The sequence below is a fragment of the Halomonas sp. DN3 genome (genome assembly GCF_024137905.1).
GTDB lineage: Bacteria > Pseudomonadota > Gammaproteobacteria > Pseudomonadales > Halomonadaceae > Halomonas > Halomonas litopenaei.
Window position 1 is genome coordinate 4,531,876 of the sequence record NZ_CP099965.1, and the last position, 15,855, is coordinate 4,547,730.

12 protein-coding genes are annotated in these 15,855 nt (G+C 56.0%); all 12 read right to left on the reverse strand.

The genetic code is table 11. The annotated features are described in order from the left end of the window. Positions 1 to 54 precede the first annotated feature (54 nt). Entirely contained in the window at positions 55 to 2,946 is a 2,892-nt protein-coding gene (locus NKF27_RS19630; protein WP_253554469.1) for a glycosyltransferase, read from the reverse strand. 21 nt (positions 2,947 to 2,967) lie between these two features. Then, positions 2,968 to 3,510 carry a dTDP-4-dehydrorhamnose 3,5-epimerase gene (gene rfbC, locus NKF27_RS19635; RefSeq protein ID WP_253554472.1) on the reverse strand — a complete coding sequence of 181 codons (543 nt, stop codon included), beginning with the start codon at positions 3,508 to 3,510 and terminating at the stop codon, positions 2,968 to 2,970. Between the two features lie 30 nt (positions 3,511 to 3,540). Further along, on the reverse strand, positions 3,541 to 4,428 hold the full coding sequence (gene rfbA / locus NKF27_RS19640) for a glucose-1-phosphate thymidylyltransferase RfbA (protein ID WP_253554475.1): 888 nt from the start codon (positions 4,426 to 4,428) through the stop codon (positions 3,541 to 3,543). 44 nt (positions 4,429 to 4,472) lie between these two features. Continuing rightward, the gene (gene rfbD / locus NKF27_RS19645) at positions 4,473 to 5,354 is read right to left on the reverse strand and encodes a dTDP-4-dehydrorhamnose reductase (protein ID WP_253554477.1); all 882 of its coding nucleotides are present in this window, start codon (positions 5,352 to 5,354) and stop codon (positions 4,473 to 4,475) included. Further along, positions 5,351 to 6,418 (reverse strand): dTDP-glucose 4,6-dehydratase, encoded by a 1,068-nt coding sequence (rfbB, locus tag NKF27_RS19650; protein ID WP_253554479.1) that lies wholly within the window; start codon positions 6,416 to 6,418, stop codon positions 5,351 to 5,353. Before rfbB ends, rfbD begins: the two co-directional genes overlap by 4 nt. Positions 6,419 to 6,791: 373 nt before the next feature. Next, complete coding sequence (locus NKF27_RS19655) at positions 6,792 to 7,874, reverse strand: chain-length determining protein (protein ID WP_253554480.1); 1,083 nt, start codon at positions 7,872 to 7,874, stop codon at positions 6,792 to 6,794. A gap of 113 nt (positions 7,875 to 7,987) precedes the next feature. Beyond that, a complete protein-coding gene (locus tag NKF27_RS19660; protein ID WP_253554482.1) occupies positions 7,988 to 9,028 on the reverse strand; it encodes an ABC transporter ATP-binding protein in 1,041 nt (346 codons plus the stop codon). Then, a complete protein-coding gene (locus NKF27_RS19665; RefSeq protein ID WP_253554484.1) occupies positions 9,025 to 9,765 on the reverse strand; it encodes an ABC transporter permease in 741 nt (246 codons plus the stop codon). Before NKF27_RS19665 ends, NKF27_RS19660 begins: the two co-directional genes overlap by 4 nt. A 77-nt stretch (positions 9,766 to 9,842) precedes the next feature. Then, positions 9,843 to 11,594 (reverse strand): polysaccharide biosynthesis/export family protein, encoded by a 1,752-nt coding sequence (locus tag NKF27_RS19670; protein WP_253554486.1) that lies wholly within the window; start codon positions 11,592 to 11,594, stop codon positions 9,843 to 9,845. Continuing rightward, positions 11,594 to 12,073 (reverse strand): DVU3141 family protein, encoded by a 480-nt coding sequence (locus tag NKF27_RS21270; protein WP_367399246.1) that lies wholly within the window; start codon positions 12,071 to 12,073, stop codon positions 11,594 to 11,596. Before NKF27_RS21270 ends, NKF27_RS19670 begins: the two co-directional genes overlap by 1 nt. A gap of 44 nt (positions 12,074 to 12,117) precedes the next feature. Beyond that, positions 12,118 to 14,031 carry a sulfate adenylyltransferase subunit CysN gene (gene cysN / locus NKF27_RS19675; protein ID WP_253554489.1) on the reverse strand — a complete coding sequence of 638 codons (1,914 nt, stop codon included), beginning with the start codon at positions 14,029 to 14,031 and terminating at the stop codon, positions 12,118 to 12,120. A 139-nt stretch (positions 14,032 to 14,170) separates the two neighbouring features. Then, complete coding sequence (gene cysD / locus NKF27_RS19680) at positions 14,171 to 15,085, reverse strand: sulfate adenylyltransferase subunit CysD (protein ID WP_253554492.1); 915 nt, start codon at positions 15,083 to 15,085, stop codon at positions 14,171 to 14,173. Between the last annotated feature and the right edge of the window lie 770 nt (positions 15,086 to 15,855).

Genomic DNA, 15,855 nt, shown 5'->3' on the forward strand with positions numbered 1-15,855 from the left:
TCCCCTCCTGGGATACGTAGTTTCTCCGAATACGACAACCCATCAAGAAAGCCATCAACGCCCTCCGATGGAGAAGTCTTCTCGACTTCTTGTGAGGCAAGGGCTGTAACTGGGGTCGTGTTCGATAATTTTTCCCCATGCCTTCTGCATGTAATCTATCTCGGCATTGAACCTGGCCACTTTTTCTGGGTTGTCTTCAGCTCCACGACTGATAGATTCGTGGTGGTACAATTCGGCGTAGGGAGTCCAGATATTACGATATCCGGCATCGAATACCTTGAGGCAGAAGTCAACGTCGTTGAAAGCAACCTTGAGATCCTGCTCGTTTAACCCACCTACCTCGTCATAGACGGACTTTCTCACGAGTAAGCAAGCTGCCGTCACGGCAGATACAGACTGGACCACCTTCAATCGGTTGAAATATCCACCTGATTCTCGAGGAAAGTGCTTGTGAGAGTGTCCAGCAACTCCACCTAGACCAACGATGACGCCTGCGTGCTGGATGGTGTCATTTCCATAGTATAATTTGGCGCCCACACAGCCAACGTCTTCACGACAAGCATGGGACACCATCTCGCCAAGCCAGTCTTCATTGATTACTTCAACATCATTATTAACCAAACCAATAATGCTTCCCTTCGCGTGCTCGGCACCAAAATTATTGATCGCCGAGTAGTTGAAGGGATGATCGTAGCGCAGAACGCTGACCCTGGAGTCTTCGGCTTGAATTTGCTCAAAAAACTCATGTGTTTCAGGTTCAACACTACCGTTATCGAGGAGAATAATTTCGTAATTGGTATAGCGTGACTTCTCCAGGATGCTGCGCACCGCCAGCTCTGTGACGTCCTTCTTGTCTCTGGTAGGAATCAACATGCTCACCAACGGTGCCGGCTCAGGAATAGGCCAACGCACACGATAGGTGTTTCCTACAATTCCCTGCTCTACAGTCGCGCGGCCACCAGCGATGCCTTCAATATGGTCCTGCAGCGCCTTTACACCAGCAGATGTCGTGTACCCCTTTCCCTCTTCAGCCAGAGCAGTAGAACCCTCGATAGCGCGCCAATGATAGAGAACTCTGGGAATGTGGGCGATTGAGTCGGTGGAAAGATGTGGTATGCAACGTAGCACCAGATCATAGTCTTGCGATCCCTCGACTCCCACCCGGAAACCACCAATTTTCTCGATCAACGACCGTCGGTATACGCCAAGGTGAGAGACATAGTTTTGTGAATAGAGGAGATCAACGTTCCAATCTGGCTTGAAGTGAGGCTCGCAGCGCATTCCCTGGACATCGATCTTGTCTTCATCACTGTAGATCAACTGCGCATCGGGATGCTTTTCCAGCTCTTTCGCCACAAAATACAAGGCATCTCTGGCCAACTCATCATCATGATCCAACAAGGCCAGGTAGTCGCCAGTGGCCATCGCCAGGGCGTCATTGGTGGTCTTTGATATATGCCCATTATCGGGTCGAAAATGTATTTTTATGCGTCCATCCTGACTGGCGTAGTGTCTGAGGACCTTTGCGACATGCGGTGATGGAGAGGCGTCATCCACAAGGCAAAGTTCCCAATGTGGATAAGACTGTGAAATAACGGATTCTATACAAGCCTTCAAAAGCGGTTCATCCGGATTGTAGACTGGAACCAATATCGAAATTATCGAGGGACTGTCGAGGCTGGCAAGATAGGTCTTTATAGTTTCTGTACTCGGGAGGCCATTGACCTCGACCTCATCTATCCATTTCTGATACGAAAGTTCAGCTTCGTTGATAACAAAGGTATCGGCGTACTCTTCGAGAAGTCGAGTCTCGCGCGAAGATTCGTCCTCCGAAAATTCCACCTCGCCTTCATTGGCCGCCCCGTCACCTTCATCAGTTTTCGCAGCAGGCCTGCCCACTCCCGCCAGTACCTCGGCCTTTTTCAGATTCGTGTACTCGGGGGCAGTCTCGACGAGGCGTCCGGCGATCGCATCCCAAGCTTCACCGGCTTCGACGTTATCAATGCATAGCCGCTCCAGACGGAAACTTCCTTCTCGTTCCCATGGATCAAAGCGTATATTGACAATGCTTCGCTCGAGCTGAATCACCCTTGTCGCCAACTTCCCAGACTGGAAGGGTATGGGATAGGCATGGGTTTCACTGAAGCCCTCGCCGTGATCGATATATAGCTTGGCGACCTGGTGCTGATACTCGCCGCTAAGAACAAATTCGATACGACACCAGCCAGGCTCGATGACACGACCGCGGCGATGCCGAACGACGAAGGCAGGATCGGTACCATGGGATCGCCAATGGAACTCTCCTTCCAGACGGCGCTCGAGCTGCTGGGCAGCGGAAAGCGTAAATTCACAGCCTTCACAGCATTTCAGATATCCGTCCAGCCCCGACCAAGGGTGCGGAATCTGTGGGGTCTCGATCTTCTTCAGCACCGGATCTTCCAACCGGAACTCTCCAGGTCGAGTCATCGGATCCAGTCGCAACGCCTGTGTTCCCATCGGCAAGTAGATGACCAGGCTCTGGTGGCCGCTCTTCTCCACATGTCGTGTCCACACGACATCTGCCTGGAAACCATCGCCGTAGTCAATATAGAGACACTGATCTACTGCCTGATTCGCCGAAAAGTCGTATTCGAGACTGAACCATCCACCTTGGCGAAGCACGGCGGGGTTGATCGGGGTGAGCAGAAATTGTGGATCCCCGCCGCGAGACACCCAGACCACCTTGTTATTACGGGTCAGCAGTTCCAGTTCATGGATCGGCAGCAAGTCGAGGCGGGAGCACTTCTTTATGTACTTGTGATATAACCCTCCCAGATCACGCAGCGGCTTGGTCGCTCGCCAACTGAAGGAAGTCTGCATTCGCCTCAGGCGTGCCGACAACGCCAGCGTAGCCAACTGTGGAGATTGCGAAGAGGGAGGGCCGCTTCTTGGTTCATGTTCTACCACGTCTACTTCCTCAGGCAATTACTAATAGCCAGGAGCCTCGACAAACGACATCCCCCGAGCATCCTTATCCGAAACTCGTGGCTCCATGTTGTCCAATGGCCAGTCGATCGACAGGATAGTATCTGCCCAATGCACCGACATTTCGTCTGAAGGTGCGTAATAGTCAGTACATTTGTATACGAACTCAGCGTCATCACTGGTAACGTAGAAACCATGTGCAAAACCGGGTGGCACCCAGAGCATCTGCCGGTTGTCCTCGTTCAGGAAAACGCCTACCCACTTGCCATAGGTGGCACTGGACGTTCGCATATCGACAGCCACGTCGAACACCTCTCCTCTGACCACTCTCACCAGTTTTCCCTGGGGGTGCTTCAGCTGGTAATGCAGCCCCCTGAGTATCGAGCGACTCGACCTACTATGGTTGTCCTGAACAAACTTGTGTTCGCCACAGACCTCATCAAATGTTTCCTGACGAAACGTTTCCATAAAGAAACCTCTTTCGTCACCGAATACTTTCGGCGTAAACAGCACGACATCAGGAATAGCCAGCCTTTCAACTTTCATGTACGTCCCCTCCACCATTAGGTAGCCTTGTTACTGACCGACAGCCTTCGCGGCCAGTAGCTGTAGCAGGTATGCCCCGTACCCTGTTTTGGAAAGGCTATTTGCCTGGGAAAGCAGAAAATCGTCGCTGATCCAGCCTTGCGTCCAGGCGATCTCTTCCAGACAGGCAATTTTCAAGCCCTGACGATGCTCGACTGTCTGCACGTACTGCGCTGCCTCGAGTAAGCTGTCATGGGTACCTGTGTCCAACCAGGCGAATCCTCGTCCCAGGCGCTCAACATGCAGCTCACCGCGGCGTAGATATTCATTGTTGATCGAGGTAATTTCCAACTCTCCTCGGTCCGATGGCTTGACACTCTTGGCAACTTCTACCACTGAATTGTCATAGAAATACAACCCCGTCACCGCATAGGACGACCTGGGATTTTTCGGTTTTTCCTCGATAGATACCGCACGCCCTTTCTCATCAAACTCGACAACGCCAAACCGTTCAGGGTCTTTGACAAAGTAACCGAATACCGTTGCCCCCCTGGCCTGGTCCGACGCTCTCAGAAGCTGCTCTGAAAAGTGCTGTCCGTGAAAGATATTATCGCCAAGAACAAGGCAGACAGGAGAATCGCCAATAAACTTCTCCCCTATAATAAAGGCCTGCGCCAGGCCCTCTGGCTTAGGCTGAACTGCGTAGGACAAGGTAACTCCAAACTGCTCGCCGTCACCAAGCAATTGACGGTAGACTGGTAGATCATCCGGTGTGGATATCACCAGTATTTCTCTTATTCCTGCCAACATCAGCACCGAGAGCGGGTAGTAGATCATTGGCTTGTCATAGACAGGGAGTAGCTGTTTTGAGACCCCATGGGTAATGGGGTGAAGTCTCGTGCCGGATCCTCCGGCAAGGATGATTCCCTTCCGATTCATGGCGGTAACCTCTAGTTTTCGGAAAACGCCTTGCGGCGGCAGGCCTACCTTAGGTAGTCCTTCATGGTGAGAGACAACTGTCCCCTCCAGTCAGGGAGCGAGATGTCGAAGGCGTTCTCAAGACGTGAGACCGACAGACGGGAGTTGGGTGGACGTTTCGCCGGTGTGGGGTAGTCCTTGGTCGCCATGCGAGACAGTTGATCGTCGCAGAGCATGAGAGGCAGTCCGTGCAGGCGAGCGAGACGAAAGATCTCTCGTGCAAAGTCATACCAGGACACAAATCCCCGTGGTGCCAGATGGTAGAGTCCGGTCAGTTCGGGACGAGATCGGTAGACTTGCCACGCATGCAAGGTGACGTCAGCAATCAGGCGTGCGGGTGTCGGGGCCCCCACCTGGTCGTCGACAATCGACAATGACGACCGCTCCCGCCCTAGACGAAGCATGGTCTTCATGAAATTGCCGCCCCTGGCGCTATAGACCCAACTGGTCCGGAAAATTTGTGCCGCACAGCCGCTGGCAAGCACGGCTTCGTCGCCAGCAAGCTTTGATTGGCCATAGCGAGACAAGGGATCGGTTGGACTCTCTTCCGTCCAGGGCCGAATGCCATCGCCTGGGTAGACGTAGTCGCTGGAATAGTGGGTCAACAGTGCCCCGTGTTCGGCACAATAGCGTGCGAGACAGCTGGGCAGTTCCGCATTGAGTCGAAATGCAGTCGCCGTATCGGTCTCAGCCTGGTCCACCGCGGTGTAGGCAGCGGCATTGATCACCCATTGGGGACGATAGTGGTCCAGACAACGCTTCACCGCATCCAGATCGGTCAGATCCAGGGTCCCGCGGTCTGGTGCATGAAGATCCAGATGAATGGCAAGCGACTTGCGAAGCTCATGTCCCACCTGGCCCGTGGCGCCCAGCAAGAGACCGCTCATGACAATACTCCCAGGCGCTCGGCCCGGTAGCTACCGTCCTGCACCGCCTTCCACCATGGCTCGTTGGCCAGATACCAGGACACCGTCTTGCGAAGGCCAGACTCGAAGGTCTCTCGTGGCGTCCAGTCCAAGGTGTGCTGAATGTAGGATGCATCGATGGCATAGCGGCGGTCGTGGCCAGGCCTGTCAGTGACATAGGTGATCAAATCACGATATTCACGCTTGCCAGGGGCCATTTCCGTCAACAGGTCGCAAAGCGTGTGCACCACTTCGAGGTTGGTTTTCTCATTATGGCCGCCGATGTTGTAGGTATCTCCAACCTCTCCCTCACTGGCAACAAGTACAAGGGCGCGTGCGTGGTCCTCCACATAGAGCCAGTCTCGTACCTGCCCACCGTCACCGTAGACGGGTAGTGCCTCTCCATGCAGTGCATTGAGGATCATCAGGGGGATCAGTTTTTCAGGAAAGTGAAACGGGCCATAGTTGTTTGAACAGTTGGTCACCAGGCAAGGCAAGCCATAGGTGCGCGTCCACGCCCGTACCAGGTGATCCGATCCCGCCTTGCTGGCAGAGTAGGGTGAGCTCGGCGCATAGGGGGTCTGTTCGGTGAACAGGCTGCCGTCGTTCTCGAGGTCTCCGTAGACTTCGTCGGTGGAGATGTGGTGAAACCGAAAATCATCGGCCTTGTCGCTATCCTGTTGCCTTATTCCTTCCCAGTACTCGCGTACCGCCTCCAGCAATACCAGAGTGCCCACCACATTGGTCTGAATAAAGTCGCGAGGCCCGTCGATGGAGCGATCAACGTGGCTTTCTGCGGCCAGATGCATCACCACATCGGGACGGTATTTATCCAGGATTCTGGTCATTGCCGTGCCGTCACAGATGTCCGCTCTCTCGAAGACATAGCGAGGGTCGGAGGCTACAGACGCTACGGATGCCAGGTTGCCGGCATAGGTCAGCTTATCCACATTGATGACACGATGAGGGGTGTGGGCAATCAACTCCCTCACCACGGCCGAACCGATAAAACCGGCGCCACCGGTCACGAGAAACGTCTTGATCATGAAAGAACCCCGAGAGGACTGGAATGGCTGCCCGCCCCCGCCAGGAGGGTCGCCAGAAATGGCAAACGGACGGGAAGAAAGGATGATAGGAAGCTAGAGCCCTGAGGCACTCCAGCGTGAAGAACTTCATTGCTGCTGAAGTCTCGTCGACCGCTGTCGCTCTTCTTGTCAGGTAGATCGTCAGGCGTTGTCCGAAAAGTCGACGAGCGCAAGCACTTTTCAGACAAGCTCTAGGCGCTGTCCGAAAAGTCGACGAGCGAAGGTTAGACAAGGCAAAAATCGGTGAGAAAGCGCAGTTTACGGGGTGTAAATGAGCATTTTGATCCGATTTTTAACGCCGTATTACCGAGCGCAGGCACTTTTCAGACAAGCCCTAGTCTCGGTGGTCCTTGATGATCAGCCACAACATGCTGGCAATGAAGGCAAGGAACAGAGTAACGATCACAAAGATGGTCAAGTTGTAGAGACGCTCTGGACGCGTGGTATACTCAGGCAGTAGAGGGCTCTGCAAGATGCTGATCTGTTTAAGCTTGCGAGCCGCCTCGATGCGCGTACCCTCCAACGCCCCGAGAGCGCTGGCATAGGTCTCCTGGGCGAAGCGAGCCCGCAACTCAAGCCGCTGATACTCGGAAGACAGTCGGTTCAGGGAGTCCCCTGTGGCCTTTGCCAATCGCTCACGCTCCTGATCAATCTGACGGCGCAACGCTGCGATTTCGCTCTCGACTCTCACCATGTCCGATGAACGCTGACTGGAAAAGCTGGCCAAGGCACTACGCCGAGCTTCCAGTCTCGCCAACTCACCTTCCAGACTCGCCACCACCTGGTTGAGGCTGTCTACGGTCGAGGTCGGAGACACCAGACCATGCTCATTCTGATAGTCCAGGAGATCCGTGCGTGTCTGATCCAACCGATCGGACAGGCGCTCTACCTGAAGCTCGAGGAACCGCACCTGATCCTGAGCCAGGCGCTGCCCCATCGCATTCATGTGAGCTTCACCTTCCGCCAGTAAAAGCGACGTCAATTGCTGAGCAAACTCGGGAGAGAAGCCCTGGACCTCCAGCTTCAGGACCCCGGCGTAGTCATCCAGCGTCACCTGTACGCGCTTCAGGTAATATTCGTGAAGGTCTTCGATGGGAGCCTCGGCGTCCCACAGTCGAGCAGGAAAATCACCGTTCTCACTGTAATGAGACCTCAGGTCGAGCCGTTCATCAGCCTTCTTGAGCATATCCACAGAAAGCAGATACTCCCGTAGAAGCAACATATCACTGTCGACGCTGGCGCCGGACAGCAAGCTGGAGAAGTCAAAGGTAGGGGCGGCGATCTGGGGGCTCTCCAGCACAACGACGGCTTCGGATACGTACCGATCCTCGGCCCAGACCAGCCAGTAGAAGGACATGCCCATTATCGACAGGCAGGCCAATGCCCAATGGGGCTGCCGAAAAATCCATTGCAACATCGTCTTGGCTTCCTTGCTGGAGCGACGTCTCGGGGCATCCGGACGCCTCTTGATGCGAGCACCACCGGCGGGGTCTTGCCCTCAGGGGGCAGCACCTTGCCATTTGCTGGCGTCTACCGTGCTTTCTTCCCCGACTTCTTCTCTGAATCCCCTACCGAACCCTCCCCCGAATCGTCATCGCTGATTGGGGGTGTGGCTCGCTTTTTCGTCTGTATCGCGCGGCGAACCTCATGCAAGCGCTCCTTCGCCAGGTAAAGGCGAGCGGCGAGGTCCTGGCGAACCCTCGGGTCTACCAGCTCGTCGGCATCTTCCCGTCCGAGCTCCAATGCATCGAGCCGTCGCTGAATACGCGCCAGTTGTTTGTTTCGCTTGTCGAGCAATGCCTTGAGTTTCTCCAACGACATGGTGTCGATCCCCGCCGTCGGCTCTGCCGGGGCCGGCCTGGCGTCTGGTCGCACGCTCGACGGCCCGCGTCCATCCCTGGAAGAAGACTTGCTGTCACTGTCCTGATGGTAGGCACGAATAGCGTCCTTGATATCGTCAAACCAGTACGCCTCACCGTGCTTCAGGTAGATGCCTGCCTGGCATAGTTCGCGCAGAATACCTTCGCTGTGGGAGACCATGACCAGGCTTGCGCGGTTGACTCTGTCCTTGAACGCACGGGTCGCCTTGGCCTTGAATACCCGGTCGCCCACCGAGGTCGCCTCGTCAGACAGATAGACATCAAAATCAAACGCCAGCGACAGACCAAAATTGAGTCGCGCACGCATCCCGGAAGAGTAAGTACGAATCGGGTCGTCGAAGGCCGGCCCGAGCTCTGCAAATTCCTGCACCTTGTCGATAATGGCTCCGACGTCACGACCACCACCATGAACACGGGCTACAAACTTGACGTTCTGACGGCCACTCAAGGCCCCCTGAAATCCTCCGGCCAACCCCATCGGCCAGGAGACCCGTGCATCGCGCCGGATCGTCCCCCTTTCTGGCGTATCCATGCCGGCAATCAATCGCAGCAGTGTCGATTTTCCCGCACCATTTCTCCCCAGCACTCCAACGCTTACGCCGCGGGGGATGGTCAGGTTGATATCCTTCAGTACCCAGTCCAGGACCTTGTGATGGTGATAGCGCTTGTACAGGTGTTCTATCTGGATCATTGCGCCATCAACCGATGTCGAAAGCGAAGGTGCAGCATCAATCCCAGTGACAGCAGTGCCAGCGTCACCATCCAGTAATAGGCGGCGCTGGTGCCAGGGACTTGCCAATACCCTTCGAAAAATCCGCCACGTAGTCGCTCCAGACCATGCACGACAGGATTGAGCAACAGGTATTCGCGCATCCAGTGGGGCATGTGGTGGATCGGGAAGATGACGCCAGAAAGGATCAACAGGGGCATGATCATCATCCGTAGCACGATCGCCACTTCGGCGATGAGGGTGGCGAGCACGGAAACGATCAGCCCAAGCGCCAAGCCCAGCAGCCAGAGCGCGAACCACCATGCCAGAGCCATCAAGGCGTCGTCGGGAGCCAGCGCCTCGACCTTGAGCAACATGCCGCCAAAGATGAACAGGAGGAATACCAGTGATCGCAGAAGCCCCTCCAGGGCGTTGCGCACCAATACCGGGTCCACGGGCCTGACCTGACGATAGGCAAACAGAGCCTGATTGGCCCTGACGGCCCCCAGTCCTCTCATCATCCCTTCACGGACCAGGAAAAAGCCCATCAGTCCGACCACCATCCATGGGATAAAAGGAGCCCCGACGATAAGGGCGTCTCCACGGATGAAGCTGCGAATGGCCACCATGATGAGAGTGAAGAACACAGGTTCCGCCACCATCCAGAACCACCCCAGGCGGTCCGACATGGTGCGTGCAATAGCTTCACGCAGGAACATGGCGTACCAGACGCTACGCGTCACCGTCCAGGGATGGCGTTGCACGGAGTTGTCTGTCGTCGACATGCTGGCCCCCTCTAGAGATCGACTGCCACCTTGGTGGCCACGGCAATCTGATAAAGGATCTGGGTCAGGCTGGTTGCCAACTGAAGATTCTTGGTGGGCACCGCCGGCATCACCAGGATCTCGTCTCCGGCACGCAGGTCGACATCCTCGGCGCTGCGCACCGCGCCGTTCTGGCGAACCACCAGGATGTTGTCCTCATCGCCACGCTGGGTAAGCCCCCCTGCGGCTTCAAGATAGTGGTCGAGGCCAGTACCCGGCTGGTAAACCACCGCCTGAGGCACGACTACCTCTCCGCTGATGAGCACCGAATCCATGGCTTCCGGCAACGTGATGACGTCCCCGTCCTGCAACCGAATGTCGGCTATCCCTTGATCACTGGCGACTACCAGGCGACCGCTGGGTTCGAGCTGTCGCGCTCGTGCCACAAACATCTGAATCAACTCGGCCTCGCGGATCCTGATTCTGGCCTCCTCATCGGTGGATGACGATGTTCCCAGATAGGTCGTCTCCAGACGGCGGAGACTATCCTCGAGCGCCTCTTTCTGTTGCCGCGCTACGCTTTCCCGGCGAATCGACACATTGTGGCTGGCCGACATATCGGACAGGATGGCGACGGCGTCCAGTAACTCTCCAAGCCGAGCATCGCGGGGCAGGGCAAACCTCGACGGGCCCAGAAAGCTCCCCTCCAGGGCAACCACGATGGTGCCTTGCTGATGATCTGCGTTGAAGATCACCTCATCGCCAGGCTGGACCTGGCGCGAGCGGAATTCGTCCAGCGTCAGGTAGGTGGCAACCGGGCCTGTTGCCCGCTCTCCGCGCAACAAGACGTGAGACACGCCACTCTTCAGACGGGCCAGGCTCACCAGATCGCTGCCACTCAACTGGCCTGACAGCAGTTCATATCGATAAGGGCGTTCTACATCGCCGGTCACCGCAATGGAGGGGCCTCGTTCTCCCACCACGATGGTATCGCCGTCACGCAACTGAGGCCGAGCGATACTGCCATCCAGCAAAAAGTCGTAGAGATCGAAGCTGGCCAGGCGTTGCCCCTGACGCATCAGGCTGATGCTGCGATAGCTGCCAAGAGCGTTGTCGATACCCCCGGCCTGATCGAGAAAGTACAGAACCGAATCCGAAGGAGTGCCCGCGTAACGACCAGGGCTGTGGACATAGCCGGTGACATAGATGCCGACAGGCTGAACGCCTTGCAGGTTCGTGTACACCTGCACGTTCTCTGGATAGATGCTCTGGATCGCTTCTCGAACCCGAGCGTCCAACTGGCCATGGCTCATTCCCTGCACGGCAAGGGGGCCGATCGACGGGAGAAAGATGTTGCCTTGGGCATCCACGGGCACCACTCGATCGAACTCCACCGCCCCCCATGCTCTCAGGGTGACCTGATCGCCGGGTTTGATGCGATAGTCACGATTGAGCCCATCCGCCATGGTGCCTCGAAACCCACCGGAAAAGAGGTTGGCGCCAAAGGGAGGGAGCAGTTCCACATCGATCGGTGACGGTATCGAGGGCGGACCATAGCGATCGTTGCTCCAGTTGGCGCGAGGCGAGTCATTGATCGCCCCCTCATCCGTCTGCTCCCGGGCCTGAGGCAAGATATCGTCCGGCAGGGAAAGACTCTGCGCAGCGACCGAGTTCGCCATCGACCAGCTTGCCATCAGCAACAACATCGGCAACAACATCGGCAACGACAGCCTTCTTGCCAGACGCCGCACCGCCCTGCCGAGCCGTTCATCCATGATCGTCATCACCAGGTCTCCGCTCCGTTGTAAAGCGCCGTTACCAGGCGATTGGTAAACCAGGCTCCTTCTCCCGACTTGCAGGCGACTGCCGCAAGTCGATCCCCGTTGCTACGGCGAGTCACGGTCAAGTGTCGACATATGCGCCTGCTGGCGGAGAAGTAGGGAGCGTCAGCCACCACGTCTACATTCGCTCCCCAGGGACTACTCGATAGTGTGGTGGCGCTGCCAGCGGGGTTTTGGGCAAGAAAGCGCGTCAAGTCACTGGAGGCAGGGACCCCGGAAGGCTCGCTCATGATCCCCTGGGCGCTGTCCGGCTGGGTAAGCGGACTCTGAACACAGCCAGTGATCTGCACCGTGGCAAGGAGGAGCATGACCACAGCCCCCCGGCGAAAGGTGTTTGCCCTCGGAACCCCCGAGGCCCTTTCAGGCGCCCGGCGGTCGACGCCAATCGACGCTGAAAACGTGCAAAAGCGAAACATAATCATAGCGAAATTCCCAACTTCGTCATATTGAAAACGACGAATAACGGTTACAGATGTTTCAGCAATTTCGCAATAATATCTTGCTCGCTCATCATCTCCGTATCGACAGCAACCTCTGGGTTTACAGGCGACTCATAAGGACTATTGATGCCAGTAAAATCAAGAATCTTACCTTCCCTTGCCTTCTGATACAGGCCCTTTGGATCTCTCTCTTCACAGACGTCCAAGGGTGTATCGACAAACACCTCGATAAAATCATCGCTAGAAAACAGCGCCCTTGCCGCCTCTCTATCTGCTCGAAACGGCGAAATAAATGCGGTAATAACGATTACTCCTGCCTCTGCAAACAGCCGCGCAACCTCACCGACTCTCCGGATATTTTCCGCCCTGTCCTGCTCCCCCATACCAAGATCCTTGCACAGCCCGTGCCGGACATTGTCGCCATCCAGCAGCATGGTGTGATACCCGCGCCGATTGAGCTCCACCTCCAGAGCATTGGCGAGGGTCGACTTGCCTGAACCCGATAACCCCGTAAACCAGACGCAGCAGCCACGGTGGCCATTGATCCGCTCACGCATGGTCTGGGTTACCGTGGTGCGGTTCCATACCACGCTGGCCTTGCTGTCGTGCTTGCGGAATTCGTAGGGCAGCTCCGCATCCGAAGGACTGTGGATCATCCCGGCACCGACGGTGAGGTTGGTCAACCGATCGACCAGAATGAAGCAGCCTGTACCGGGATGGGTACGATAATCGTCGACCGGTATCGCGGTGGTGAGCTCGATACGGCAACGCGCGATAGCGTTGAGATCCAGCTGCTCCCCATGCCGTTGCTCCAGGGTGTTGACGTCCACCAGGTAGTCGATGGCGACGACTTTTCCTGCAAGGTCTCGAGTGGCCAACTTGATGTCATACAGCTTCCCGGGTTCCAGCGGTGACTCGTGCATCCACACAATATCGGCCTCGAACTCCGATCGAAGCGGTACCTGATCATCGACCCCGACGATCCAGTCCCCGCGCGAGGCATCGATCTCGTCGCACAAGGTGATGGTCACCGCTTGACCGGGAAAGGCAGCATCGAGATCACCATCCATGGTAACGATGCGCTTCACCTGGCTGGTCGTACCGCTCGGCAACACCTTGACCGCCTGCCCGGGAGTCAAGACGCCGGAACTGAGGGTGCCTGCGTACCCCCGGAAATCCAGATTGGGGCGGTTGACGAACTGAACCGGCAAGCGCACATCTCGCAGATTCTGGTCGTGCCTGATCTCGACCTCTTCCAGTAGCGTGAGCAGGCTGGGGCCGTCATACCAGGGCATCTCGCTGCTGGGCTCGACCACGTTGTCGCCTTTCAGCGCAGACAACGGGACAAAATGTATATCCCGGGCCTCGAGTCGATCCATGACATGCCGATACTCGTCGACGATCTGCAGATAACGATCTTCGTCATACGCCACGAGATCCATCTTGTTGACCGCTACCACAAGGTGCTCTATGCCCAGCAGGTCGCAGATGAAGCTATGGCGACGTGTCTGGGTCTGCACACCGTGGCGAGCATCGATCAGGATGATCGCAAGACTGGCCGTCGAAGCGCCGGTCGCCATGTTGCGGGTGTACTGCTCATGCCCCGGCGTGTCGGCGATGATGAACTTGCGTCTCTCGGTGGAGAAAAACCGATACGCCACATCAATGGTGATTCCCTGCTCGCGCTCTGATTGCAATCCATCCACCAGTAGCGCGAGATCCACCTCATCACCGGTGGTGCCGCTGGTGCGAGATGCCTGGGTGATGGCGGCCAGCTGATCCTCGTAGATCATCTTGGAATCATGCAGCAGGCGCCCAATCAGAGTGGACTTGCCGTCATCGACGCTGCCGCAGGTAATGAAGCGCAGCAGGTCCTTGTTCTCGTGTTCCTTTAGGTAGCGTTCGATGTCGCTGGCGATCAGCTCGGATTGATGGGACATGACGAATTCCTGGTAGAGGAGCGAGCCTCAGCTCCCGGACAAGAATGCCAAGGAGACTAGGGCTGGACCGGAGTGCAATCTGGAGATTGGAAGAGCGGAGCGTGGAGGAAGGCGGCTGGAGGAGACTATTCCGGCTAATCTAGAAATATCCCTCGCGCTTCTTCTTTTCCATCGACCCAGCCTGATCATGGTCGATGGCCCGACCGCTGCGTTCGCTGGTCCGCGTCAGCAGCATTTCCTGAATGATTTCGGGGAGGGTCGCGGCTCGAGATTCAACCGCTCCGGTCAAGGGATAACAGCCGAGGGTACGGAACCTGACCCAGCGCTCCTGAGGGGTTTCACCCTGCCGCAGCGGCAGTCGGTCGTCGTCGACCATGATCGTCATGCCATCCCGTTCCACTACGGGCCGCGGTGCTGCGTAGTACAACGGCACAATAGGAATATCCTCGAGATAGATGTATTGCCAGATATCCAGTTCCGTCCAGTTGGAGAGCGGAAAGACGCGGATCGACTCTCCCTTGTTCACCTTGGCGTTGTACAGGCTCCACAACTCGGGACGCTGACTCTTGGGTTCCCACCGATGATGTCTGTCACGGAAGGAGAAGATGCGCTCCTTGGCACGGCTCGCCTCCTCATCTCGCCGAGCGCCACCAAAGGCTGCGTCGAACCCATAGTGGTCAAGTGCCTGCTTGAGAGCAGCGGTCTTCATCACGTCGGTATACTTGGCGCTACCGTGATCAAAGGGATTGATGTCGGCCGCGACCCCCTCCTGGTTGATATGCTCGATCAGCTCCATGCCGGACTGCTTCGCCATGAGATCGCGGAAGGCGATCATCTCGCGGAACTTCCAGGTAGTGTTCACGTGCATCAAGGGGAAAGGGGGTGTGCCGGGGAAAAAAGCCTTGCGCGCCAGATGCAGCATCACCGATGAATCTTTGCCGATCGAGTACATCATGACCGGAGAACGAAACTCGGCGGCGACTTCTCTGATGATATGGATCGATTCGGCCTCCAGCTGTCGGAGGTGTGTCTGGCGATCGGGTAGTAGTTCCATGACGGATCGAAGTCCTCGGAAAGGGAAACACTCGCCGGCGGAATGCGTGGAGCTCGGCCGACTCGACCCGCGTGACGTAAGCCGCAGCTCTGGGCCCGAATCGCCTGCGGAAGCACCGGGGCTTCAGGCATCAGAGAGTGGGCGCGGCATGTGATCCGCGAGTTGGTGCAGAAGAGAGTCGCTGGATTTGGTGGCGATAAAGCACGCTACCGCCCCGGGATGTCACGGACGCCTTCCCCTGCCCTGCTTCAATAAATTTTGCCCTCGTCCGTGGTAGCAAACAGACGAGTAACATTGATAACGGTTCATTAACACTTGATCACAATCATCGATACTAATGTTTTTGTACTTCTCCATCCAGACACGAGCGAGGTTATTGGCGGGCAATAAACGGTTACTGCATAGAGAGTAATCCGCCTCCCTTTAACTATGCTGCAATACAAAAAAACATCTAAAATCCCAAAATAAATCAACGCTAAGGAAAAAAGATAAATCAGTTAAAAATCAATTGCTTATCAAATGATCATCAGTAGCCAAAAGTATTTTATTTGCATAAGTGCTAGCACAGCACACGAACAAGCTTCTCGCCTAATACTTAGGTACAGTTACTAAAGAAAGTATTGGAAGGATTAGGTTAGAAGTAGACAACTTACTGAACTGGTATTTATCAAAAAAAACTTCTCCGTTATTGTTTTTCAATAAAAACCCACCATCTTGACTAAGAGCATTTCTTCATGGCCGGAAGTGCCTGCCTCCGATAACCGGAGGCT